This window comes from Micromonospora sp. NPDC005203 (genome assembly GCF_042872705.1).
In the GTDB taxonomy this organism is placed as follows: Bacteria; Actinomycetota; Actinomycetes; order Mycobacteriales; family Micromonosporaceae; genus Micromonospora.
Genome location: NZ_JBIAKV010000002.1, coordinates 886549 through 908117, shown reverse-complemented (window position 1 = coordinate 908117; position 21569 = coordinate 886549). Strand labels below are relative to the sequence as shown.

The window sequence follows — 21569 nt, the reverse complement described above, 5'->3', positions numbered from 1 at the left end:
GCCACAACCCACCGACAATCGGCCGCTCGCCAGGCGTGCGCGGCGACCGGCGATCCGGTCAGCCGGCCGCGCGACGGGCGCGGGCCCGCCGCTTTCCCTCGTGCATGGCCTGCACCCGGGCCACCGGGATGGTACGACCCTCGGCGACCAGGTCGTCCGGGAGCGGCTGCGGGGCCGGCATCAGCGCGGCCCACGGGTCGCCGTCGCCGAGCAGCGCCGGCGCGGTCCGGATGGTGAAATCGGCCGGGGCCACCTCGGTCAGGTCGGCCCAGTCGACCGGGAAGGAGACCGGCAGGCCGGGGCGCAGCCGAGGGCTGTACGTCGCCACCACCGTCGCCCCGCCCGCCCGGGTGGCATCCACGAAGACCCGGCCACCCCGGTCCTCCTTGAGGTACGCGGTGGTGGCCAGCGCCGGGTCGAGCCGCTCGGCACGGACGGCGAGCGCCCGGGTGGCGGCGGCCAACTCCTCCGCCGTGGGATCGCCGTCCACCGGGACGAACACGTGCACACCCTTGGCACCGCTGGTCTTGACCGCACCGGCCAGGCCGGCGTCGGCAAGTGCCTGCCGGACCAGCAGGGCCGCGGCGACGGCCGCCCGGAAGCCGTCACCCTCCGGCGGGTCCAGGTCGAGCACCAGGTGGGTCGGTCGGTGCGGATCGGCGGTGGTGGCCAGCGTCGGGTGGTACTCCACCGCCCGCTGGTTGGCGAACCAGAGCAGGGTGCGCCTGTCGTCGCAGAGGGCGTACGAGATCTCCCGGTGCGACGCCTCCGCCCAGACCGGCACCCGGCGGACCCAGTCCGGGGTGTAGCGGGGCAGGTTCTTCTGCATGAAGGGCGGCTGACCGGGGCGGACCCGGATCACCGACAGCGGGCGGTCCCGCAACTGCGGCAGGATCCGCCCACTGACGGCGTCGAGGTAGTCGACCAGGTCGCGCTTCGTCGCGTCATCACGGTCGGACAGCGGCTGGTCCAGGTTGGTCAGGGCCACGCCGTCCCGGGTCTCGTCGGCCTTACTCACCCGACCACCTTCGCGGCCCCGGAGCCGTCGGTCAACCTGCCCTGCCGGTCGGCCCGCGGTCGGGTGCCGGGCAGCGCGGTCAAAGCCACCAGCAGTGCGGCGGCCACCAGGGCGGCGGCCACGGTGAACGCCATCCGGTAGCCACCGGCCAACGCGGCCGTCTCGGCCCAACCGGCGGCCCGCAGGCTGTCGCTGCGGGCGGCGGCCAGGGTGGCCAGCGCGGCCAGGCCGACCGCCCCGCCGACCTGCTGGGTGGTGTTGACCAGGCCGGAGGCGAGCCCGGCGTCCGTGTCGGTCGCGCCGGCCATGGCCAGGGTGGTGACCGCCGGCAGGGTCAGACCGCCGGCCATCCCGAAGACCAGCATCGCCGGGAGTACGTCGGCGAGGTAGGCGCCGTCGGTGGGCAACCGGGAGATCAGCAGGAAGCCGACGGTGGCCAGGCCCAGCCCGACCAGCAGCACGGTCCGGGCGCCCCAGCGGGCGATCAGCCGACCGGCCAGGCCGAGTGACACTACCGCGATCACCACCGGGGTGGGCAGGAAGGCCCAGCCGGTCGTGGCCGCGTCCAGCCCGAGCACCAGTTGCAGCTCCACGGCGAGCAGGAACTGGAAGCCGAAGTACGCGGATACCATGAGCAACTGCACGGCGTTCGCCGCCACCAGGCCGGGGACGCGTAGCACCCGACCCGGCAGCAGCGGGGTCGCCGCCACCCGTTGGCGGAGCACGAACCCGCCGAGCAGCAGCGCCGCGAGGGCCACCGCGCCGAGGGTGCGCGGGCTGGTCCAGCCGTGCTCGCCGGTCCCCACGATGCCCAGCACGGCGGCCATCAGACCGGCGGTGACGAGCAGTGCGCCAGGCAGGTCCAGGCCAGCCCGCAGGCCGATTCCCCGTTCGGCGGGCAGCCGGCGGACGGCCGTGAGCAGGATGGCCGCCCCGATCGGCAGGTTGACCAGGAAGATCGCCCGCCACCCGGCCGCGTCGGTGAGCACTCCGCCGGCGACGGTGCCGACCGACGCGCCGGCCGCTCCGGTGAAGCTGAAGACGGCGATCGCGCGGGCGCGCTCGGCCGGTTCGGGATAGAGCCGGACGATCATGCCGAGGCTGACCGCCATGGCCAGCGCCCCACCGACGCCCTGGCCGAAGCGGGCGGCCACCAGCATGGCCGGCCCGGTGGCGGCCGCGCAGGCCAACGAGGCCAGGGTGAACAGCGCGACGCCGGCCAGGAAGACCCCCCGCCGGCCGAGCAGGTCGCCGAGTCGGCCGGCGAGCAGGAGCAGCCCGCCGAACGCGACCAGGTACGCGTTGACCACCCACGCCAGGCCGACGGCGGTGAAGCCCAGATCACGTTGTACGGCGGGCAGCGCCACCGCCACCACTGTGCCATCCAGGATGATCATCAGGCTGCCGGCGCAGAGTACGAGCAGCGCTGGCCAGCGGGACGGGACGACGCGGTCCATGAAACCCCCTCCTTTGGTGCACACTTTGTTACCGAGGTCATCGTCTGTGACCATCAACCAGAGCGGAAGGAGGCACTGTGATGTCCCAGAGGAACAGCGATGTGTCCGCCCTGGTCGAAGCCGAGGTGACCTGCACGGCCGAGAACGTGCCGTTCGCCCCGGGTCAGGCTCGGGCGTGCACCGTCCGCCAGGTGCTCGACCGGGTCGGTGGCAAGTGGAGCATCGGGGTCCTGGTGGCCGCCTCACACGGGCCGGTGCGCTTCACCGAGTTGGAGCGGCACATCGAGGGGATCAGCCGCCGGATGCTCACCCTGACGCTGCGCAACCTGGAACGGGACGGCCTGCTGCACCGCAGGGTCTACCCGACCGTTCCGCCCAAGGTCGAGTACACCGCCACCCCGATGGCGCTGGAGCTGTACGAGTCGCTGGTGGCGCTGACCGCCTGGGCCGAGCGGCACCGCCGCGCCATCGCCGAGGCGCGGACCAGGTACGACGCCGAGCACGCCGGATAAACCAGGCCGAGGTGTGGTGAACGCCACCGCTTTCCTCTGACCGATCGGTCAGGGTCTGACCGATCGGTCAGGCATGCTGGTTCGCGGGAGGTGGACCGACCATGGTCAGAGCGGTGTCCGACACACACGGTGAGATTCTCGCCGCGGCGGCCCGGCAGTTCACGGTGAGCGGCTACCGGGGCACCTCCCTACAGGACATCGCCCGTCAGGTCGGCTGCTCCAAGGCCACCGTCCTCTACCACTTCGCCAACAAGGAAGCCCTGCTCGCCGAACTGATGGCCCCGGCGATCGGCGTGCTGCGCGACCTCGACGACCGGCTCACGGGCCAGACCGGTTCGGCCGCGCAGGAGATCGCCGCGCAGGGCTTCGTCGACCTCGCGGTCCGTTTCCGGCGGGAGATCGCGGTGCTGCGCGGCGAGTTCCCGGAACTGCTGTGCCAGCCGGCCTTCGCGCACATCCAACAGATCTCCGACCGGCTGCGCGACGCGCTGGCCGGCCACTCCGACCGGCCGGGCGCCCGGATCGCCGCGCTGGTGCTGCTCGCCGGGATCTCCGAGGCGTGCGGCGAGTTCACCGACATCCCCGACGACGAACTGCGCTCCGCCCTGCTCACTCTCGTCCGACGGGCCGTCGAACCCGTCGACGCACCCCTGCCCCAACCACCCACGACCGAGGACAAGGACTCCTGATGGCCACCCTGCTCTACCGGCTCGGCCGGGGCGCGTTGCGCCGGCGACGGCTCGTCGTCGCGCTCTGGCTCGTCGTACTCGTCGTCGCCGGCCTGGCCGCGGCGACCCTGCGCGGCCCGACGGCGAGCAACTTCACGATGCCCGGCACCGAGAGCCAGCGCGCGCTCGACCTGCTCGGCCAGCAGTTCCCCGCGGCCAGCGGCGCCACCGGCACCATCGCGGTCAAGGCGCCGGCCGACGGCCAACTGGCCACGCCCGAGGGCCAGGCCGTGGTGCAGGAACTGGTCCAGGAGGCCTCGACCCTGCCCGGCGTGGTCGGCGCGGTCAACCCGCTCCAGGTCGGCGCGGTCTCGCCCAACGGCCGCTACGCCCTGGTCCAGGTCCAGTTCTCCGGCGGCGGCGACGAGGTGACCGACGAGCAGCGCACCGCGTACGAGGAGGTCGGCGCCGCCGCCGAGGCGAAGGGCTGGCAGGTCGCCCCGGGTGGCGAGGTGCTGGGTGGTGAGCCGGAGATCGGCTCCACCGAGGCGCTCGGCGTACTGGTCGCCGCGATCGTCCTGATCATCACGTTCGGCTCCCTGGTCGCCGCCGGAATGACAATGCTCAACGCGCTGATCGGCGTGGGCGTCGGCATGGCCGGCCTGTTCGCGCTCAGCGGCGTCATCGAGTTGACCGGCACCGCGCCGATCCTGGCGCTGATGCTCGGCCTCGCCGTCGGCATCGACTACTCGTTGTTCATCACCTCCCGGCACCGGCAGAACCTGCTCGAAGGCCTGTCCCCGGAGGAGGCGGTCGGCCGAGCGGTCGGCACCGCCGGCTCCGCGGTGGTCTTCGCGGGCGCGACTGTGGTCATCGCGCTGGCCGGACTGGCCGTGGTGAACATCCCCTTCCTCACCGTGATGGGTCTCGCCGCCGCCGGCACGGTCAGCGTCGCGGTGCTCGTCGCGATCACCCTCCAGCCGGCCCTGCTCGGCTTCGCCGGTCGCCGGGTACTCCCCCGCCGGCTGCGAGCAGCGGTCACCGACGGCACGACCGCCGACCACTCGGACCACCTCGACCGGCCGGCCGCCGCCCCGGCCGAGGACGAGTCCCGGTTCGGGTTCCGCTGGGCGCGGCTGATCACGCGGTTCCGCGTACCTGTCATCCTGGTCGGCCTGCTCGGCCTGGGGCTGCTCGCGCTGCCCACGCCGGACATGCGGCTGGCTCTGCCGGGCGCCGCGACGGCCGCCGTCGGCTCACCCGCCCGGGTGGCCAACGACCTGACCGTCGAGGGTTTCGGGGCGGGCTTCACCGGCCGGCTCGCGGTGGTGGTCGCCGGTGACAACCCGCAGGCCACCTCGGCCGCCGTGCCGCAGGTGACCGCGCTGCTCCAGCGCACCGAGAACGTCCTCGCGGTGGCGCCACCCCAGCTCAGCCCGGACGGCCGGACCGCGCTGCTCGCCGTGGTGCCGAAGACCGGCCCGACCGACGAGGCCACCGAAACCCTGGTGCACGACATCCGGGGCGCGGTGGGCGGGATCCGCGACGCGGACGTGCTGCTCACCGGTGCCACCGCGATCGGCATCGACGTCTCCGAGAAGCTCTCCGACGCGCTGCCGACCTACCTGCTGCTGGTGGTCGGGCTGTCGGTGCTGCTGCTGATGCTGGTGTTCCGCTCGCTGCTGGTGCCGGTCAAGGCCGCGTTGGGCTTCCTGCTCACCGTCGCCGCCACGTTCGGCATCACGGTGGCCGTCTTCCAGCAGGGGCACCTCGCCGACCTGGTCGGCCTGGACACGCCCGGTCCGCTGATCAGCTTCCTGCCGATCCTGCTCATCGGCATCCTGTTCGGGCTCGCCATGGACTACGAGGTGTTCCTGGTGTCCCGGATGCGGGAGGACTTCGTCCACGGCAAAACCGCCCGGCAGGCCACCATCAGCGGCATGGGGCACGGCGCCCGGGTGGTCACCGCCGCCGCGCTGATCATGATCTCGGTCTTCGGGGGCTTCGTCTTCCTGGAGGACCCGGTGATCAAGTCGATGGGCTTCGCCCTCGCGGTCGGCGTCGCCATCGACGCGTTCGTGGTCCGGATGACTATCGTCCCGGCGGTGATGTCACTGCTCGGCGACCGCGCCTGGTGGCTGCCGAGCTGGCTCAACCGCGCTCTCCCGAACGTCGACATCGAAGGCGAGGGCCTGCGCACCCACCTGGAGGAACGCACCCCGACCCACGTCTGACCCTGTCCTACCTGCGCAGGCGTACCCGGTCACACCCCGGCCGGGTACGTCTCCATCTCGCCGGGGGCGGCCGGCACCGGCAGCGGGTGCAGAGCCGTGGTCTCGTCGCACCAGATGAAGGCGTCGTACCGGTCGCCGAGCCGCGTCGGCACGTAGTTGCCCCAGGACTCGAAGGACGGGTCGTAGACGACCCCGATCGCCCGATGGTCCACGGTGTCGGTCACCCAGCCCGGCTGGTCGTCACCCCCGAAGATCAGCACCGCCCGGTCCGGCATCAACTCGTGCAGCCGCCGCTCGACCGACCCCTCCCGAGCCGGTGGCACCACCATCGGCTCGGGAGGTGAGCCCCAGCGGGGTGCGGCGATCACCGTGCCCCGGTAGCTGCCGAAGCCGATCAGTGCCACGGCGTCGTCGCCGTGCCGTTCCCGGGCCAACTGACCAATGTTGACCATCCCGTCCGCGGCCATGTCGGTGGCCCGCGCGTCCCCGACGTGCGTGTTGTGCGCCCAGACGACGCCCCGGGCATCCGGGCCGTACCGGTCCAGCAACCGGTCCAGGGTGTCCTGCATGTGGGTGTCGCGGATGTTCCACGAGTCCGGCCCGCCGGCCACCATCGCCCGGTAGTACCGCTCCGCGCCCGCCACCACCTCCGCGTTCTGCCAGGCCGAGAAGCGGTCCGGCCCGTCGGAGAGTGCGTGTTCACGGGTCCGGGCGAGCAGGCGGACCACCTCCTCCTCACAACGGGCGGAGACGAACCGGCTGGCCGCGCCGTACTCCTCAACCCTCTTGCCGTACGGCTCGAAACACCGGTACGCGTCCTGCGCCGCCTCCAGCGACGTCGGGTCCTCCTCCCCCAGATAGTCGAAGATCGCCTGCATCGACTCCCAGAGGCTGTACACGTCGAGCCCGTGGAACCCCGCGCGTTGGGCCTCCGGCCGCTCCACGTTCCAGGCCCGCAACCAGGTGGCGAACCGGGCCACCTCGGCGTTGGCCCACATCCAGGTCGGCCACCGCTCGAACTGGTCGAGCGCGAGCTGCGGCTGGGGCGCGCCGCCGGGCGCGGCGGTCACCGACCGGTGCACCCGATCACAGTCCGGCCAGTCACCCTCCACCGCGACGAAGGAGAACCCGCACTCCGCGATCAACCGTCGGGTGAGCTGCTCACGCAACCGGTAGTAGTCGTAGCTGCCGTGGGTGGACTCGCCGATCATCACCACCCGGGCGTCTCGTACGCGTTCCAGCAACGGGTCGAAATCGCTCGGCGCGCCGAGCCGCTGAACCAGCATGCCAGCGGCTACCCGGCCGCCGCTGGGGCAAACCGCGGGCGCGTCGCGGGCCGACACGCCGACCGCCGGGCCGTCCCCCGGTGCCGGCCAGCACGGTGTACGCCCACCGCGACCGGGTAGCCGGCCGGCATGACCGTCACCGGCGTTCAGTTGCAGGAGTACCTGGCCGGGCTCGACTACTCGGTCTCCCGGGAGGACCTGGTCCGCTGGGGCCAGGAGAACGGGGCCAGCACGGCGATGCTGCAAATGTTGCAGGCGTTGCCACCGGAGCAGTTCGCCTCCCCGGACGAGCTGGCCGCAGCCCTAACCACGCTCACCTAAAACCGCTCCCAACCACCCCTGGCTTTCCCAGGGCTCCCCCGGCCCACCCCGGGCTTTCCCCGGTGATCAAGAGGTTTGCGTCATTGGCACGTCGTTTCGTGACGCAAACCTCTTGATCACCGGGATCCAGCCCGCGATCCAGCAGGGTGGGTCGGGGGTTACGGGAGCAGGACGGTGCGGGCTTCTGCTCGGGCGGTTTCGGCGGCGGCGATGATGGCGACGACCTCGCGGCCGAAATGGACGTCGCAACGGTGGTCCCGGGTGCCGGCCCGTACCTGCTCGACGAGTTGGTCGATCGCGACACCGAACGCCGTGGCGGCGTCGTTCTCGCCGAACGGCACGTTCTCGATGCCGTTCTCGCCGTAGAACACGAACTCCCGGGCCATCGACTCGGTCGGGGCGTCCAGGGAGAGCGAGGCGCTGCTCGTGGCACCACCCTCGTGGGTGAGTAGCAGGTGCACCATCCCGCTCGGCCCGTCCATCGCCGCCACCTGGGTCACCCGGCCCAGCACCGGCAGGAGGATGGAGAGCGCGTGCGGAGCGATGTCCCAGAGCGCGCCGTGCTCGCGACGCCACAACGACCCGCCGTACGGGCTGCCGTCCTGGAAGATCGAGGCGAACGCGGTGGTCCGACCGTGCTGCCACCCCCCGACGGCGGCGGTGGCGGCGAGGAAAGCTGCCACGTTCGGCTGGAACCGCTGGGTGAAGAAGACGACCGAGGCGACCCCGGACTCCTCGGCGGCGGCGACGACCCGGTCGGCGTCGGCCACGCCGAGCGCCAGCGGCTTGTCCAGCAGCAGGTGCCGCCCGGCGGACGCGGCCCGGACCGCGATGTCGGCCTGGACGTCCGGCGGCAGCGCGACGGCGACCGCCGCACACTGCTCGATCAGCGCGTCGACGTCGGCGTAGGCCGGCACCCCGTACCGCTCGGCCAGCGCGGAGGCCCGCTCCGGGTTACGCCCCCACACCCCGACCAACTCCGCGTCCGGGTGTGCGTGCAACGCCTTCCCGTGCGTCTCGATCGCCCAGTGACCGGTGCCGAACAAGCCGAACCGCAGCACGTGTACCTCCGCTGTTTTCCCCGTCCCGCGGCAACGCCACGGACGTGTCCCACGCTAGTCGCCGCGGTGCTCATGACGGCGGCGGGTTCGACCAATCGAAGCGGCCACCTCCCCGTTTCCACGGGACCCGCTCCGGGCAACGCCACGTCCGATCGCCGCCAGACACCTCACGCGCGGCGAGGCAGTCTCGACGGCATGCCGAGCACTGACTCACCACTGACCAGCGGCCCCGTCGCCTTCACACACTGGTACGACTTCGCCGAGGGCGGGCCCGTGCACAGCGCGCTGCTGCCGTTTCCGTCGACAGCACCCGCACCGTTCGAGGTCGCTCGCTGGTCGGTGGCGCCGAACACGTCGAACGACCTCGATGTCCATCGGTCGCGCGAGGTGTGGATCATCGTGTCCGGCGCCGGAACCTTGACCTTCGGCGACCAGACGCGCGTTCTGCGGCCCGGGGACGTCGCGGCGTTCGACAGCGGGGTGCCGCACCAGCTCCGGAACGACGGACCGAACCCGGTCCTCGCCGTCTCGGTCTACTGGTTGCCGGACGGCGACTGACGTCGGCCCCGGTCAGTCGAAGTGTCGCGAACGCCCGTCGACGGCCACCCACCGAGGCAGGGTCATCCGGTTACTACGACGGTTAGTAGGCTGTGCCGGTGACCGAGGCAACGACCGGGCAGGTCCGGTGACCAGCGTGAGCGTCGACTCGCCGGTGGACGGAATCGTCGCGACCGTGTCGATCGTGCTGTCGCTGCTCGTCGCGGTGTGGGCGCTGGTGGCGGCGGTGCGCCAACGACCGCCGGACCGGGTGCAGTTCATCGGCCTGGGCGTACTCGAAGTGGCATTGCTCGTGTTGAGCGTGCTGGCCCTGGTCGCGGTCGGCGGCGGGGACCGGCCCGGTGAGCCCGGGGCCTTCTTCGGCTACCTGGTCACGCTCGTGTGCCTGCCGCCGTTGGCCTGGGTGCTGGCCCGGATGGAGCCGACCCGTTGGGGTTCGGCGATCGTCTGCGCGGTCTGCCTGGTGGCCCCGGTGGTGGTGGTCCGGTTGCAGCAGACCTGGGAGGTGCTCGGTGGTTGAGACACGACCGGCCGGACGCGCCACGAACGCCGGCCCGGGTCGGCTGCTGATCGCGGTCTACCTGCTCTTCGCCATCGCGGCGACCAGCCGGGCCGGTCTGCAACTCGCCACCAAGTTCGACGAGGCGCCGGTGGCGTACCTGCTCTCCGGGGTGGCCGCGCTCATCTACATCGTGGCGGCGGTCGGGTTGGCCCGGGCCGGGCACACCGGCCGACGGGTCGCGCTGGCGTGCTGCTCCGTGGAGTTGGTCGGGGTGGTCGCGGTCGGCATCCTGAGCCTGGTCGACAGGGAGCTCTTCCCGGACGAGACGGTCTGGTCGCAGTTCGGCAGCGGGTACGGCTACATCCCGCTGGTGCTGCCGGTGCTCGGCCTGATCTGGCTCTGGCGCACCCGCCGCGCACCCGCCTGACCCGCCGCAGACCCGCCGGATGAGGGCGCTCCTTCGCGAAGGAGCGCCCTCATCCGGCGGGCCGGTCAGTCCCGGGGGCCGCCCGCGACGTAGATGACCTGACCGGAGACGAAGCCCGCGCCCTCGCTCGCCAGGAACGAGATGGTGTGCGCGACGTCCTCCGGGAACCCCGGGCGACGCACCGGGATCTCGGCCGCCGCGTGCTTCTTGAAGTCGTCGAAGTCGACCTTCATCCGGGCGGCGGTGGCGGCGGTCATGTCGGTGACGATGAAGCCGGGCGCGACCGCGTTCACGGTCACCCCGAACGGCCCCAGCTCGATGGCGAGCGTCTTGGTGAAGCCCTGGAGGCCGGCCTTGGCGGCGGCGTAGTTCGCCTGACCCCGGTTACCCAGCGCGGAGGTGCTGGAGAGGTTGACGATCCGCCCCCACCTGCGGTCCACCATGTGCTTCTGCGCGGCCTGGCTGAACAGGAACGCGCCCCGCAGGTGCACCCTCATCACGGTGTCCCAGTCGGCGTTGGTCATCTTGAACAGCAGGTTGTCGCGCAGCACGCCGGCGTTGTTGACCAGGACGGTGGGCGCGCCCAGGTCGGCGGCGATCCGGGCCACCGCCGCCTCGACCTGGTCCCGGTCGGAGACGTCGGCGCCCACACCGAGCGCCCGGCCACCGTCGGCGACGATGGCGTCCACCGTGTCCTTGGTGGCCGACTCCTCGATGTCGACGACGGCGACGGCCATCCCGTCGGCGGCCAGCCGTCCGGCGGTGGCCGCGCCGATGCCGCGTGCGGCTCCGGTGACGATGGCGACGCGGGGCTCCTCCGACATGATTACCTCCCGGTAACGTGGGGTCGATCGGAGGAGCTTAACGTCAACAGGCCGGCCCCCGGCATAGGCGAATCCACCGGTATCCGTAGCCGGAGACCTTCACCGCGCCGAGCTTGCCCAGCTCGCCGTAACCGCGGTCGGTGAGCACGTCGATCGGCATGTCGGCCTCCGGTTCGAGGCTGCTCAGGTCCACCTCGACGTCGTCGGTGCCCAGGTTGTGCACGAAGACCATGGTCCCGGTCGGCCCGTCCGCCCGGTGCGCGAGCACACCGGCGGGCACCGCCACGTCGATGTGCGTCGTCGAGCCGGACCCGATCTCCGGGGCCTCCCGCAGGGTGCGGATCATGCGCTCGAACCAGGCGAGCAGCGACTTCGGGTCGCCGCGCTGGGCGGTGACGTTGACGTTCTGGTAGCCGAACTCACCCTTGTCGATAACCGGGCGCACCAGCTTCTCCTCCTCCGCCGTGGAGAAGCCGGCGTTCGGCTTGTACGACCACTGCATAGGGGTACGGATGGCGTCCCGACCCCGCAGCGACAGGTCCTCGCCCATCCCGATCTCCTCGCCGTAGCGCAGCACCGGCGTGCCGCGCATCGAGAACTGGAGGGCGTACGCCAGTTCGATGCGCCGCCGGTCGTTGCCGAGCATCGGGGCGAGCCGGCGACGGATGCCCCGGTCGTAGATGCGCATGGTCTCGTCCGGGCCGAACTCCGCGTACACCTGGTTGCGCTGTTCGGTGGTCAGCCGGGACAGGTCGATCTCGTCGTGGTTGCGCAGGAAGGTGGCCCACTGCCCACCGACGGGCAGCTTCGGGGTGTCCCGCAGCGCCTCGATCAGCGACTCCGGGTCCTGCCGGGCCAGGGCGAGCATGAGTCGACCGTTGAGCATGAAGTCGAAGAGCATGTGGATCCGGTTGCCGGACCCGCTGGTGTCACCGAAGAACGTCGGCAGTTGGTCCGGCTCGACGTTCGCCTCGGCCAGCAGGACGGCGTCGCCGCGCCGCCACTGCACGTGCTGGCGCATCTCGGTGAGGAACTCGAAGTCCTTCGGCGAGTTCGGGTTGCCCGGCTCGGTCAGCTCGATGATGAACGGCACCGCGTCCATCCGGAAGCCGGCGACGCCGAGCTGGAGCCAGAACGACATGATCTTCTTGACCTCGGCCCGGACCTGCGGGTTGGCGAAGTTGAGGTCCGGCTGGAACTTGTAGAACCGGTGGTAGAACCACGCCTTGGCGGTCCGGTCGTAGCTCCAGGTCTCGTCCTGCTCACCTGGGAAGACCATTCCCTGGTGCCGGTCGTCCGGCTCGGTGTCGGACCAGACGTACCAGTCGCGGTACGGGGAGTCCGGCGAGGACCGGGCGGACTGGAACCACGGGTGCTCGTCGGAGGTGTGGTTGACCACCAGGTCGATGATCACCCGGATGCCCCGGTTCTGGGCCTGGTGCAGCAGCTCGGCGAAGTCACCCAGGGTGCCGAAGCGCGGGTCCACGTTGTAGAAGTCGGTGGCGTCGTACCCGTCGTCGCGGTTGGGTGACGGGTGGATCGGGTGCAGCCACAGGCAGGTCACCCCGAGCCGGGCCAGGTAGTCCAGCCTCCCGATGAGCCCACGGATGTCACCGACCCCGTCGCCGTCGGAGTCGGCGTACGTGTCGATGTCGAGGCAGTAGACGACGGCTTCGGAATACCAACGGTCACCCATGCCGGAGGAACATCTCCGTTCGATCACCGCGGCAAACCCTTGGTTATCGTGCCTGTCATGGGAAACGACCTCGTACCGCCGAGCACACCGTTGGACTGGTCCGCGGGCAGGTGGCTGCACCCGCCGGTACGCGTCGAGGAGGGTCCCGCCGGCCAGCTCGTCGTCGAACCGGCGGCGGAGAGCGACTTCTGGCGGCGGACCAGCTACGGCTTCGTCCACGACGACGGTCCGGCGCTGCTGGCACCGCTGCCTGTCGACACCGCCATGGAGGTGAGTTTCCGGCTCGACTTCGCGGCGCAGTTCGACCAGGCCGGCGCGCTCGTCCGGGTCGACGAACGGACCTGGACCAAGGTCGGCGTCGAGATCAGCGACGGCGAGGCGCAGGTCGGCGCGGTGGTGACCCGGGAGTTCTCCGACTGGTCGGTGGCGCCGGTGCCGCAGTGGGCGGGCCGGGAGGTGACCGTCCGAGTCAGCCGGGCCGGCGACGCGCTGACCGTCCGCGCCCGCGCCGACGACGAGCCGTGGCGACTGGTCCGGCTCTCCCCGCTGGATCCGGCGGCCGAGGCGGTGGCCGGGCCGTTCTGCTGTGCGCCGTCGCGCGCCGGCCTGACGGTGGTGTTCACCGGCTGGCGGCAGGGGCCGGCGGACGCCGCGCTGCACCCCGAGGTGTAGCAATCGCCCTATCGGGTATGACATTCCGAATACCCGCAACCGACCGGAAGGACGACCATGGCGTACGCCCAGAGTGGCGACCCGGCCGAGTTCACCGGGTTGACCGGTTGGGTGGCCTCGGTGATCGAGGCGATGGGTCCGGTGGGCGTGGCGCTGCTGGTGGCGTTGGAGAGCATCGTCCCTCCGATCCCCAGCGAGATCGTGCTGGCGATGGCTGGCTTCCTGGCCCACGAGGGCCAGTTCAACGTGCTGCTCGTGGTGCTGGCCGCGACGGTCGGCTCGCTTGTCGGTGCGCTGGTGCTCTACTGGCTCGGCGCGGCGCTCGGTGAGGAGCGACTCAAGCGCTGGCTGGACCGCATCCCGCTTGTCGACCGCGACGACCTGGAGAAGGCCGACCGCTGGTTCGAGCGGCACGGCCGGTGGGCGGTGCTGATCGGCCGGGTGGTGCCGGTGGTCCGCAGTCTGGTCTCCGTTCCGGCCGGAGCCAACCGGATGCCGCTGGGCGAGTTCATCCTGCTCACCACCATCGGCAGCGGGGTGTGGAATGGTCTCGTCGTCGGGGCCGGCTACGCGCTCGGAAGCCAGTGGCAGGACGTGGAGCGCTACAGCGACTGGTTCAACTACGCGATCGTCGCGGTCTTCGTCGTCATGGTGGTCCTGTGGGTGATCCGTAAGGTCCGCAAGCGTCGGGAGCGCGACGACCGGCGGTCGGTGACCGCCGGTCGCTGATCCGCTACCGGTCGGCCGGCGCCGCAACCGCCTGCGGCCGGCGGAGCACCGCCTGCTCGATCGCCGACCACACGCTCGTGGTCACCAGGTAGATGACCGCAGCGAGCGGCAGCACCAGCGCCACCAGCACCGTCGTGAACGGCAGCAGGGGCAGCAGCCGCCCGAGCACGGCCGCCCCCGGCCCGTCGGTGGGCGTACCGGCCATCGTGCCGACGGCCGCGGAGGCCCGCCGCGCCCGCCGCGACGACCACCAGGCCACCGTGAGCAGCACGGCCAGCAGTACGGCGAAGAGCGGGCCGGCCGCCCCGGTCACACCGTCGCTGAGATGGTGGCCCAGCGGCACCCCGGCCAGCCGCTCGTCGAGCAGCCCGGTGCCGCCGTCGTTCGTGGCGAACAGCCGGTAGAGCACCAGCAGGAACGGCGCCTGGAGCAGCAACGGCAGGCAGCCGGCGATCGGGTTGGCGCCAGCGGACCGGTACAACGCGAACACCTCGCGCTGAAGCGTCGCCGGGTCGTCTGCGTACCGCCGCTGGAGGTCTCGCACCTGCGGGGCGAGCGCCGCACGGCGCCGCTCGCCGCGCACCTGCGCGACGGTGAGCGGCGAGATCAACAGCCGGACGGCGATGGTGAACAGCACGATGGCGGCGGCGGTCGCCATCGTGCCGGCCAGTGGTGTGAGCAGGTCGGTGAGCCAGGACAGTGCCGTGCCGGCAGCGCCGACGACGTCGTGCAGTGGTGCGAAGGCAAGCATGGACAAACCCCTCGGTCCGATTCCGGTGGGGTCCTCCCCCGAGCGCCGCTCGACAGGGGGACCGGTGACGGCGGGATCGGCCGCGCGGCGGCGTGGCGCTACGCGGCCGAGGGGTGTCCCGGGGCGCGGGGGCGGGGGCGGGGGCGACCGGCGGCGTCCGGGTCGATCTGCCGCGGCATTCGGCGGCCACGGGACCGGGCCCGCAGCCCGGCCCACCGCGGCCCGGTGCCGGGCGTGCCCGACCTGCCCAGCACCCGCGCCGCGAGCACCACGGCGAGCAGCACCAGGGCGGTCAACGCGGCACCCGCGAGCAGGTCGGTCGGACGGCCAGCGAGCAGGGTGAGCTGGGCGAACGCGAGCATCCACGCGACCCCGACAAAACCCAGTGGCACCGGCACGGGCTCAGCATAGGACCCACTGTCACGTCGTCCCGCCGAAACCGGTGGCACGCCCGAGCACGACAAGCCACGCCACGTTTCCCGGTGTCGCCACGTTGGGTAACCAGACAGCGGACCGACGCGGATGGACCGCGACCGGTAGGAACGGACGGTGGTGTCGATGACCGGTCAGGTGGCGGAAGCGGCCAGCGAGACGGCTGCGGCGACCGGATTGCTCACCGTGGGCGTCGAGGAGGAGTTCCTGCTCGTCGACCCGCACACCGGGGCTGCGGTCCCGGCCGTCGACCTGGTGATGGAGCAGGTGCCGGCCGAACTTCGCGGGCAGGTGGAGCGGGAGTTCCAGACCAGTCAGATCGAGATCGGCAGCCCGCCCGGCCTGGAGCTCTCGTCGATCCGGCACTCCCTCGGGGTGCTGCGTCGGGCACTCTCCGACGCCGCCGAGCGGGCCGGCGTACGCCTGCTCGCCATCGGCACGGGTCCGGTGGACGGTCCGGTGCCGCCGGTGGTGGACAAGCCCCGCTTCGATGAGATGATCGAGCGGTTCCGGCTGCTCGTCCCGGGCCCCGGCAACAACGGCATGCACGTGCACGTCGGCGTCCCCGATCCGGAGACCGGTGTGCAGGTGCTCAACCACGTACGCCCCTGGCTGCCGATGCTGCACGCGATGACCACCAACTCCCCGTACTCCGGGGGCGAGGACACCGGTTACGCGAGTTGGCGCTCGGTGGAGTGGGAGCGCTGGCCGTCGGTGGCCCCCACTCCCTATCTGGAGTCGCACGAGCACTACCAGCGGCTGATCCGACAGTTGATCTCCAGTGGGGTGATGCTCGACGAGGGGATGCTCTACTGGTACGCCCGCCTGTCGGCGAAGTACCCGACGGTGGAGCTGCGGATCGGCGACGTCTGCCCGTCGGTGGACGACGCGGTGCTGGTCGCCGCCCTGGTCCGGGCCCTGGTGGCGACCGCCATGGCGGATGTCGAGGCGGGGCGGCCGGCGTTGCAGACCGACCACCACCTGCTGGTCGGCGCGCACTGGCGGGCCGCGCACGACGGCTTGGAGGGCGACGCGGTCGACGTCACCACCGGCGACGTACGCCCGGCCTGGGAGCTGCTGGACCGGCTCGTGGAGCGGCTGCGGCCGGCGCTCGAGCAGCACGGCGACTGGGCCGACGTGACCGACCTGCTGGGCGGCTTGCGGCGGCACGGCAGCGGTGCGGCCCGGCAGCGCGCGGTGTACGAGCGCACCGGCCGACTCACCGACGTGGTGCAGGACGTCGCGCGGCAGACCCGTGGCTGATCAGCACGTGACAGGATAAGGCCGTGGCGCAACGGCTGATCGTCATCGGCGGAGACGCCGCCGGAATGTCGGCGGCGTCCCAGGCCCGACGCCGCCGCGACCGCGACGACCTGGAGATCGTGGTCTTCGAGCGGGGCCACTTCACCTCCTACTCGGCGTGCGGCATCCCGTACTGGATCAGTGGCCTGGTGTCCGGCCCGGACGCGTTGATCGCCCGGGACCCGGAGACGTTCCGCACGAAGTACGCGATGGACGTCCGGCTGCGCCACGAGGTCACAGCCATCGACCTGGACCGCCGCGAGGTGGTCGCCCGCGACCTGGAGGGCGGCGGCGAGGTCCGCGAGCGCTTCGACGACCTGATGTACGCCACCGGCGCGGTGCCGGTGCAGCCGCCCTGGGCGGCCACCGACGCGGGCGGCGTGTTCGGCATGCAGACCCTCGACGACGGGGCGGCGCTGCGCGACTGGCTGGAAGGCGAGCCACAGCCGCGCCAGGCTGTGGTGATCGGCGGCGGCTATATCGGCGTCGAGATGGCCGAGGCGCTGATCCAGCGCGGCCTGTCGGTGACCCTGGTCGAGGCGGGCTCACAACCCATGGCGACCGTCGACGGCGACATGGCCGAGCTGGTCGCCGACGCAATGCGCGGCCTGGGCGTCACGATCCGCACGGACCTGCCGGTGACCGGCCTGGAGCAGCGGGACGGCCGGGTGTCCGCGGTGGTCACGGCCGAGGGGCCGATCCCGACCGACGTCGTGGTCCTGGGCCTGGGAGTACGCCCGAACACCGCGCTCGCCGAGGCTTCCGGGTTCCCGATCGGGCCGACCGGCGGAATTCGGGTGGACCGCCGGATGCGGGTGGCCGGGCTGTCCGACGTCTGGGCGGCGGGCGACTGCGTGGAGACGCTGCACCGGGTCAGCGGGATGCCGGTGCACGTGCCGCTGGGCACGCACGCCAACAAGCAGGGCCGCGCGGCCGGGATCAACATCGGCGGCGGGTACGCCACCTTCGCCGGCGTGATCGGCACGGCCGTGACGAAGGTCTGCGACCTGGAGGTGGGACGCACCGGCCTGCGGGAGCGGGAGGCCACCCTGGCCGGTTTCGACTTCGTCTCGGTGGTCGCCGAGTCGACAAACCGGGCCGGCTACTACCCCGGCGCGCGGCCGATGACCGTCAAGTTGATCGCCGAGCGGCCCAGCGGCCGGTTGCTCGGCGCGCAGATCGTCGGGTGGTCCGAGGCGGCCAAACGGATCGACACGCTTGCCGTGGCACTCTGGAACGGCATGACGGTGGACGATATGACGTCACTGGACCTGGGCTACGCTCCGCCGTACGCGCCGGTGTGGGATCCGGTGCTCGTCGCCGCCCGGAAGGCGGTCGACGCGCTCGCTGCCCTCGACCGCTGACCGGTGCCCGCCGTGGAGGACCCGTGACCCAGACTCCGACCCGGCCGACGACCCGTCGGCGCCCGACGATGGTCGACGTGGCCCGGCACGCCGGGGTCAGCCTGAAGACGGTCTCCCGGGTGGTCAACGACGAGCCGGTGGGTCAGGAGTTGGTCAGCCGGGTGCTGGCCGCCATCGCCGAGCTGGGCTTCCGGCGCAACGACATCGCCCGCAACCTGCGGTCCCGGCAGCTCAACGCCACGGTCGGGCTGCTCATCGAGGAGATCGCCAACCCGTTCTACGCGACAATCGCCAGCGTTGCCGCCGAGATCGCCGCCGCGCACGGCACGATGCTGATCACCGCCTCGTCGGAGGAGGACCCGGAGCGGGAACGCGCCCTGCTCCAGGACTTCACCCAGCGCCGGGTCGACGGGCTGCTGGTGGTGCCGGCGGGCCTCGACCACTCGTTCCTGCGGCGCGAGGTCGAGTTGGGGATGCCTGTGGTGTTCCTGGACCGGCCGCCGCAGGGGCTGCACGCCGATGCCGTGCTGTTGGACAACCGGGGCGGCAGCCACGCCGCTGTCGCCGCGTTGCTCGACCAGGGGCACCGCCGGGTGGGCCTGCTCCTCGGTGCGCCGAGCGTGCCCACGATGCGCGAACGGTTGGCCGGGGCGCGGGCGGCGCTGGCCGCGGCCGGGGTCGCACCGGACGAGTCGCTGGTCTCCGAGAGGCTCATCGCGCCCGAGGAGGCCGGGCGGGCGGTCGCCGCGCTGCTGGACCTGGCGGACCCGCCGACGGCCTTCTTCTGCGCCAACAACCGGCTCACCGTCGGCGCGCTTCAGGAGCTGCACCGCCGGGGCAGCGACGCCGCGCTTGTCGGCTTCGACGACTTCGAGCTGTCCCACCTGATGCCCCGGCCCCTGACCGTCGTCGCCTACGACACCCGGGAGCTGGCACGGGTCGCCACCGAGCGGCTGTTCCAGCGGATCGCCGGAAACGACGAGTCCGCGCCGTCCACCACGGTCCTCCCCACCCAACTCCTCCGCCGCGGCCTCCCCTAACCCAACCAGCCCCGGCCCAGCCCAGCCCAGCCCTGCCCGGCCCAGCCCAGCCCTGCCCGGCCCAGCCCGGCCCGGCCCAGCCCAGCCCAGCCCAGCCCAGCCCAGCCAGGCCCGCCCCGGCCCTGCCCGGCCCGCCCCGGCCCTGCCCGGCCCACCCCGGCCCGGCTCGCCCCGGCCCGGCCAGGCCAGGCCAGGCCAGGCCAGGCCCGGCGATCTTGCACTTTCGGTCGCCGTTTTTACCTTTTTGCACCATCTTGTCGGGACACAAAGTGCAAGATCGGCGAGGGACGGGCGGGCGGGGCGGGCGGGCGGGCGGCGAGGGATGGGCGGGCGGGGCGGGCGGGCGGGGCGGGGTGGGTGGGGCGGGTGGGTGGGGTGGGTGGGGTGGGGGTCAGGTTGCGGGGTTGAGCAGGGCGTCGACGTCGGCGCGGTGGGGTGGGTCCGCGCCCTGGCGGGCGCAGGTCAACGCGGCCACCGTCGCGGCCTGCCGGAGTACCGCGTCCCACTGCTGCTCGGTCACGCCGGCGAGCCGGTCGGCCGGCCGGTCGCCGAGCGCGTCGAGGTCGGCCAGCGCGGCCAGCAGACCGCCGGTGAACGAGTCACCGGCCCCGACGGTGTCGACGACCGTGGTGCGTACCGCCGGTTGCTCGTGCAGCGATCCGTTCGGGGCGAGCAGCCAGACGCCCTGGGCACCCCGGGTCACCAGCGCGCAGGACACCCCGGCGTCGCGCCACTCGGCCAGCACGTCGCCTACCGACCGGTCCGGGTAGAGCCACGCCAGGTCCTCGTCGCTGGCCTTCACCATGTTCGCGAGGGGCACCTGGCGTCGTACCCTGGCCTGCTCGGCCGCCCGGTCGGTGACGATGCTCGGCCGCAGGTTGAGGTCGATCGAGACGGTGAGTCCGTCGCGGCGGCGTTCACGGGCGAGCAGGTCCTCCAGCACCTGCGCACCGGGTGCCAGCGCGAGCGCGAGCGATCCGGTGTGCAGCGCGGTCGCCGGTGACCCGGCCAGGTCCGGCAACTCCTCCGGCGTCCACTGCCAGTCCGCCGTGCCGGCCAGCCGGAACTCGTAGCTGGCCTGCCCGCTGGCGTCCAGCGTGGCCTTTGCCACCGAGGTGGGTTCCGGGGCGTGGACCGCCCAGTCCAGCCCCACCCGGTTGGCGCTGAGGTGTGCGGCGAGCTGCCGACCGTACTCGTCGGCGCCGAGCCGGGCCAGCAGCCGTACCGGCTGGTCGAGCCGGGCCAGCGTGACCGCCACGTTCGCCGGGGAGCCACCCGGCACGGCGCGCTCCCCCTCGGCGGTGACCACCAGGTCGATCAGCGCCTCACCCGCGACCACGATCATGCGGTCACCTCGCCCGGCGCGAGCGGGCCGGGGCCACCGAGCCCGGTGGCCGAGCGGGACAGCAGCACCGCCTGGTACGCGTGGTAGACGTCCGGCCGACCGTGCCAGACCGTGTCGGCGGGCAGGTTCCGCGGGTCCAACTCGTGCCGCCAGCCGGTGCCGTCGATGAGGTAGCGGCGCGCGTACGCCCAGAAGACCCGGTACCAGTCGGCGTAGACGTCGTCGCCGGTGCGGCGGTACAGGGTCACCGCCGCTCCGACGGCCTCGGCGAGCACCCAGTGCATCCGGGAGCGCACCACCGGCCGGTCGTCCCAGTCGATCGTGTAGACGAAGCCGTCGGCGCCGTCCACGGCCCAGCCGCGGCGTACGGCGGCGGCGAACAGGTGACGGGCGTCGGTGAGCAGCCAGCGGGGCGGCTTCGGCAGGACCGCCTCCAGCTCCAGCAGCAGCCGGGCCCACTCCAGCCAGTGGCCCATCGTCGAGCCGTACGGCCGGAACTGGTCGGCGGGCTGGTCCCGGTTGTAGTCGAGCAGCGGCGTCCAGTCGGCGGTGAAGTGCTCGGGCAGCCGCCAGTCGTGCCGGGCGGCCTCGGTGTGCACCAGGTGGTAGGCGATCCGCAGGGCGCGGTCGGCCCAGCTCGGGTCGCCGGTGGCGGCGGCAGCGGCGAGGTACGCCTCGACCATGTGCATGCTGCTGTTCCCGCCGCGGTAGTCCTCGGTCACCGTCCAGTCCCGGTTCCACGACTCGCGGACCGCGCCCACCTCGTCGTCCCAGAACCGGTCCCGCACCACGGTCAGCACGTCGGCGAGCAACTCCTGGGCGCCGGGCCGTCCGGCGCGCGCGGCGCTGGATGCGGCGAGCAGCACGAACGCGTGGTCGTAGCCGGTCTTGTGGTCGTCGACGGGCGCGCCCTGCTGGTCCACGGCGCTGAACCAACCGCCGTACCGGTCGTCGCGCAGCAGTGTGCTGAGCGCGGCGATTCCGTGGTCGACCACGGCGGCGGCGTCCGGGTCGCCGCCCAGGTGGGCGAGGGCTGCCACGTGGGTCATCCGGCAGGTGATCCAGGTGTACACCGGTTCGCCACGGTCCGGGGTGCGGTCGTCGGTCAACCACCAGAAGCCACCCTCGGCCCGGACTGCGCGGCGGGCCGTGTCGAGCAGCGTGCGGGTCTGGTCGGCGAGGAAGTCGTCCAGGTCGGGTAGGTCGGGTGACCCTGCGGAAGCCGGGGTCGTGGTGGCGTCGGGTCGGGGCACGTCGCTCATCTCAGCTGGTCACCGTCGGTAGGAAAGGGACATACGGCCAGGATCGGCGTACGGACCGGGTCCGCGCCGCAAAACAGTCAACGGTACGGCCTCACGCCGCAGAAGCAA

At 72.3% G+C, this 21569-nt stretch carries 22 protein-coding genes; 12 read left to right on the top strand and 10 right to left on the bottom strand.

Going from position 1 to position 21569, the window contains the following annotated elements; all coding sequences use genetic code 11:
- Window positions 1–58: 58 nt before the first annotated feature.
- Together ACFYPM_RS09545 and ACFYPM_RS09540 are read right to left on the bottom strand one after the other, a co-directional pair.
- The gene (locus ACFYPM_RS09545) at window positions 59–1018 is read right to left on the bottom strand and encodes a DNA polymerase domain-containing protein (protein WP_387193111.1); all 960 of its coding nucleotides are present in this window, start codon (window positions 1016–1018) and stop codon (window positions 59–61) included.
- Window positions 1015–2475 carry an MFS transporter gene (locus tag ACFYPM_RS09540; RefSeq protein WP_387193108.1) on the bottom strand — a complete coding sequence of 487 codons (1461 nt, stop codon included), beginning with the start codon at window positions 2473–2475 and terminating at the stop codon, window positions 1015–1017. The genes ACFYPM_RS09545 and ACFYPM_RS09540 overlap by 4 nt, the downstream gene beginning before the upstream one ends.
- A gap of 77 nt (window positions 2476–2552) precedes the next feature.
- Here ACFYPM_RS09540 and ACFYPM_RS09535 point away from each other — a divergent pair, with 77 nt between their 5' ends.
- The 3 genes from ACFYPM_RS09535 to ACFYPM_RS09525 all read left to right on the top strand — a co-directional run bounded on the left by ACFYPM_RS09535 (window position 2553) and on the right by ACFYPM_RS09525 (window position 5889).
- Entirely contained in the window at window positions 2553–2987 is a 435-nt protein-coding gene (locus ACFYPM_RS09535; RefSeq protein ID WP_387193106.1) for a winged helix-turn-helix transcriptional regulator, read from the top strand.
- Window positions 2988–3088: 101 nt separating this feature from the next.
- The gene (locus tag ACFYPM_RS09530) at window positions 3089–3676 is read left to right on the top strand and encodes a TetR/AcrR family transcriptional regulator (RefSeq protein WP_387193103.1); all 588 of its coding nucleotides are present in this window, start codon (window positions 3089–3091) and stop codon (window positions 3674–3676) included.
- Window positions 3676–5889: an MMPL family transporter gene (locus ACFYPM_RS09525; protein ID WP_387193100.1), complete on the top strand. Its 2214-nt coding sequence runs from the start codon at window positions 3676–3678 to the stop codon at window positions 5887–5889. Before ACFYPM_RS09530 ends, ACFYPM_RS09525 begins: the two co-directional genes overlap by 1 nt.
- Window positions 5890–5918: 29 nt before the next feature.
- Here ACFYPM_RS09525 and ACFYPM_RS09520 read toward each other — a convergent pair whose 3' ends face one another.
- Window positions 5919–7175: an erythromycin esterase family protein gene (locus tag ACFYPM_RS09520; protein ID WP_387193097.1), complete on the bottom strand. Its 1257-nt coding sequence runs from the start codon at window positions 7173–7175 to the stop codon at window positions 5919–5921.
- A gap of 129 nt (window positions 7176–7304) precedes the next feature.
- Here ACFYPM_RS09520 and ACFYPM_RS09515 point away from each other — a divergent pair, with 129 nt between their 5' ends.
- Window positions 7305–7496 (top strand): DUF2795 domain-containing protein, encoded by a 192-nt coding sequence (locus ACFYPM_RS09515; RefSeq protein ID WP_387193094.1) that lies wholly within the window; start codon window positions 7305–7307, stop codon window positions 7494–7496.
- Between the two features lie 158 nt (window positions 7497–7654).
- On the opposite strand, the gene ACFYPM_RS09510 is transcribed toward ACFYPM_RS09515, so the two are convergent.
- Entirely contained in the window at window positions 7655–8557 is a 903-nt protein-coding gene (locus ACFYPM_RS09510; RefSeq protein ID WP_387193091.1) for a Gfo/Idh/MocA family protein, read from the bottom strand.
- Window positions 8558–8752: 195 nt separating this feature from the next.
- Here ACFYPM_RS09510 and ACFYPM_RS09505 point away from each other — a divergent pair, with 195 nt between their 5' ends.
- From ACFYPM_RS09505 to ACFYPM_RS09495, 3 genes are all read left to right on the top strand, one after another.
- Window positions 8753–9115, top strand: coding sequence for a cupin domain-containing protein (locus tag ACFYPM_RS09505; RefSeq protein WP_387193089.1), 363 nt, complete (start codon window positions 8753–8755; stop codon window positions 9113–9115).
- A 127-nt stretch (window positions 9116–9242) separates the two neighbouring features.
- The gene (locus ACFYPM_RS09500) at window positions 9243–9635 is read left to right on the top strand and encodes a hypothetical protein (protein ID WP_387193086.1); all 393 of its coding nucleotides are present in this window, start codon (window positions 9243–9245) and stop codon (window positions 9633–9635) included.
- Window positions 9628–10044, top strand: a complete 417-nt coding sequence (locus tag ACFYPM_RS09495) for a hypothetical protein (protein ID WP_387193084.1) — start codon at window positions 9628–9630, stop codon at window positions 10042–10044. Before ACFYPM_RS09500 ends, ACFYPM_RS09495 begins: the two co-directional genes overlap by 8 nt.
- Window positions 10045–10109: 65 nt before the next feature.
- Here the strand turns inward: ACFYPM_RS09495 and fabG are convergent, their stop codons facing one another.
- Window positions 10110–10868, bottom strand: a complete 759-nt coding sequence (fabG, locus tag ACFYPM_RS09490) for a 3-oxoacyl-ACP reductase FabG (RefSeq protein WP_387193081.1) — start codon at window positions 10866–10868, stop codon at window positions 10110–10112.
- A gap of 43 nt (window positions 10869–10911) precedes the next feature.
- The gene (locus ACFYPM_RS09485) at window positions 10912–12564 is read right to left on the bottom strand and encodes an alpha-amylase family protein (protein ID WP_387193440.1); all 1653 of its coding nucleotides are present in this window, start codon (window positions 12562–12564) and stop codon (window positions 10912–10914) included.
- Between the two features lie 57 nt (window positions 12565–12621).
- Here ACFYPM_RS09485 and ACFYPM_RS09480 point away from each other — a divergent pair, with 57 nt between their 5' ends.
- The gene (locus tag ACFYPM_RS09480; protein WP_387193078.1) at window positions 12622–13236 is read left to right on the top strand and encodes a DUF1349 domain-containing protein; all 615 of its coding nucleotides are present in this window, start codon (window positions 12622–12624) and stop codon (window positions 13234–13236) included.
- A gap of 57 nt (window positions 13237–13293) precedes the next feature.
- Window positions 13294–13965, top strand: coding sequence for a DedA family protein (locus ACFYPM_RS09475; RefSeq protein WP_387193075.1), 672 nt, complete (start codon window positions 13294–13296; stop codon window positions 13963–13965).
- A 4-nt stretch (window positions 13966–13969) separates the two neighbouring features.
- Here the strand turns inward: ACFYPM_RS09475 and ACFYPM_RS09470 are convergent, their stop codons facing one another.
- A complete protein-coding gene (locus ACFYPM_RS09470; protein WP_387193072.1) occupies window positions 13970–14716 on the bottom strand; it encodes a YidC/Oxa1 family membrane protein insertase in 747 nt (248 codons plus the stop codon).
- A gap of 98 nt (window positions 14717–14814) precedes the next feature.
- Window positions 14815–15114: a hypothetical protein gene (locus tag ACFYPM_RS09465; RefSeq protein WP_387193069.1), complete on the bottom strand. Its 300-nt coding sequence runs from the start codon at window positions 15112–15114 to the stop codon at window positions 14815–14817.
- 160 nt (window positions 15115–15274) lie between these two features.
- On the opposite strand from ACFYPM_RS09465, the gene ACFYPM_RS09460 reads away from it, so the two are divergent.
- The 3 genes from ACFYPM_RS09460 (at window position 15275) to ACFYPM_RS09450 (ending at window position 18854) form a co-directional block, all read left to right on the top strand.
- Window positions 15275–16411, top strand: a complete 1137-nt coding sequence (locus tag ACFYPM_RS09460) for a glutamate--cysteine ligase (protein ID WP_387193066.1) — start codon at window positions 15275–15277, stop codon at window positions 16409–16411.
- A gap of 23 nt (window positions 16412–16434) precedes the next feature.
- The gene (locus tag ACFYPM_RS09455) at window positions 16435–17814 is read left to right on the top strand and encodes an FAD-dependent oxidoreductase (RefSeq protein WP_387193064.1); all 1380 of its coding nucleotides are present in this window, start codon (window positions 16435–16437) and stop codon (window positions 17812–17814) included.
- Between the two features lie 68 nt (window positions 17815–17882).
- Entirely contained in the window at window positions 17883–18854 is a 972-nt protein-coding gene (locus ACFYPM_RS09450; RefSeq protein ID WP_387193437.1) for a LacI family DNA-binding transcriptional regulator, read from the top strand.
- Between the two features lie 391 nt (window positions 18855–19245).
- Here the strand turns inward: ACFYPM_RS09450 and ACFYPM_RS09445 are convergent, their stop codons facing one another.
- Both ACFYPM_RS09445 and ACFYPM_RS09440 read right to left on the bottom strand, forming a co-directional pair.
- On the bottom strand, window positions 19246–20199 hold the full coding sequence (locus ACFYPM_RS09445; protein WP_387193061.1) for a carbohydrate kinase: 954 nt from the start codon (window positions 20197–20199) through the stop codon (window positions 19246–19248).
- Window positions 20196–21461, bottom strand: a complete 1266-nt coding sequence (locus ACFYPM_RS09440; RefSeq protein WP_387193058.1) for an AGE family epimerase/isomerase — start codon at window positions 21459–21461, stop codon at window positions 20196–20198. Before ACFYPM_RS09440 ends, ACFYPM_RS09445 begins: the two co-directional genes overlap by 4 nt.
- Window positions 21462–21569 lie beyond the last annotated feature (108 nt).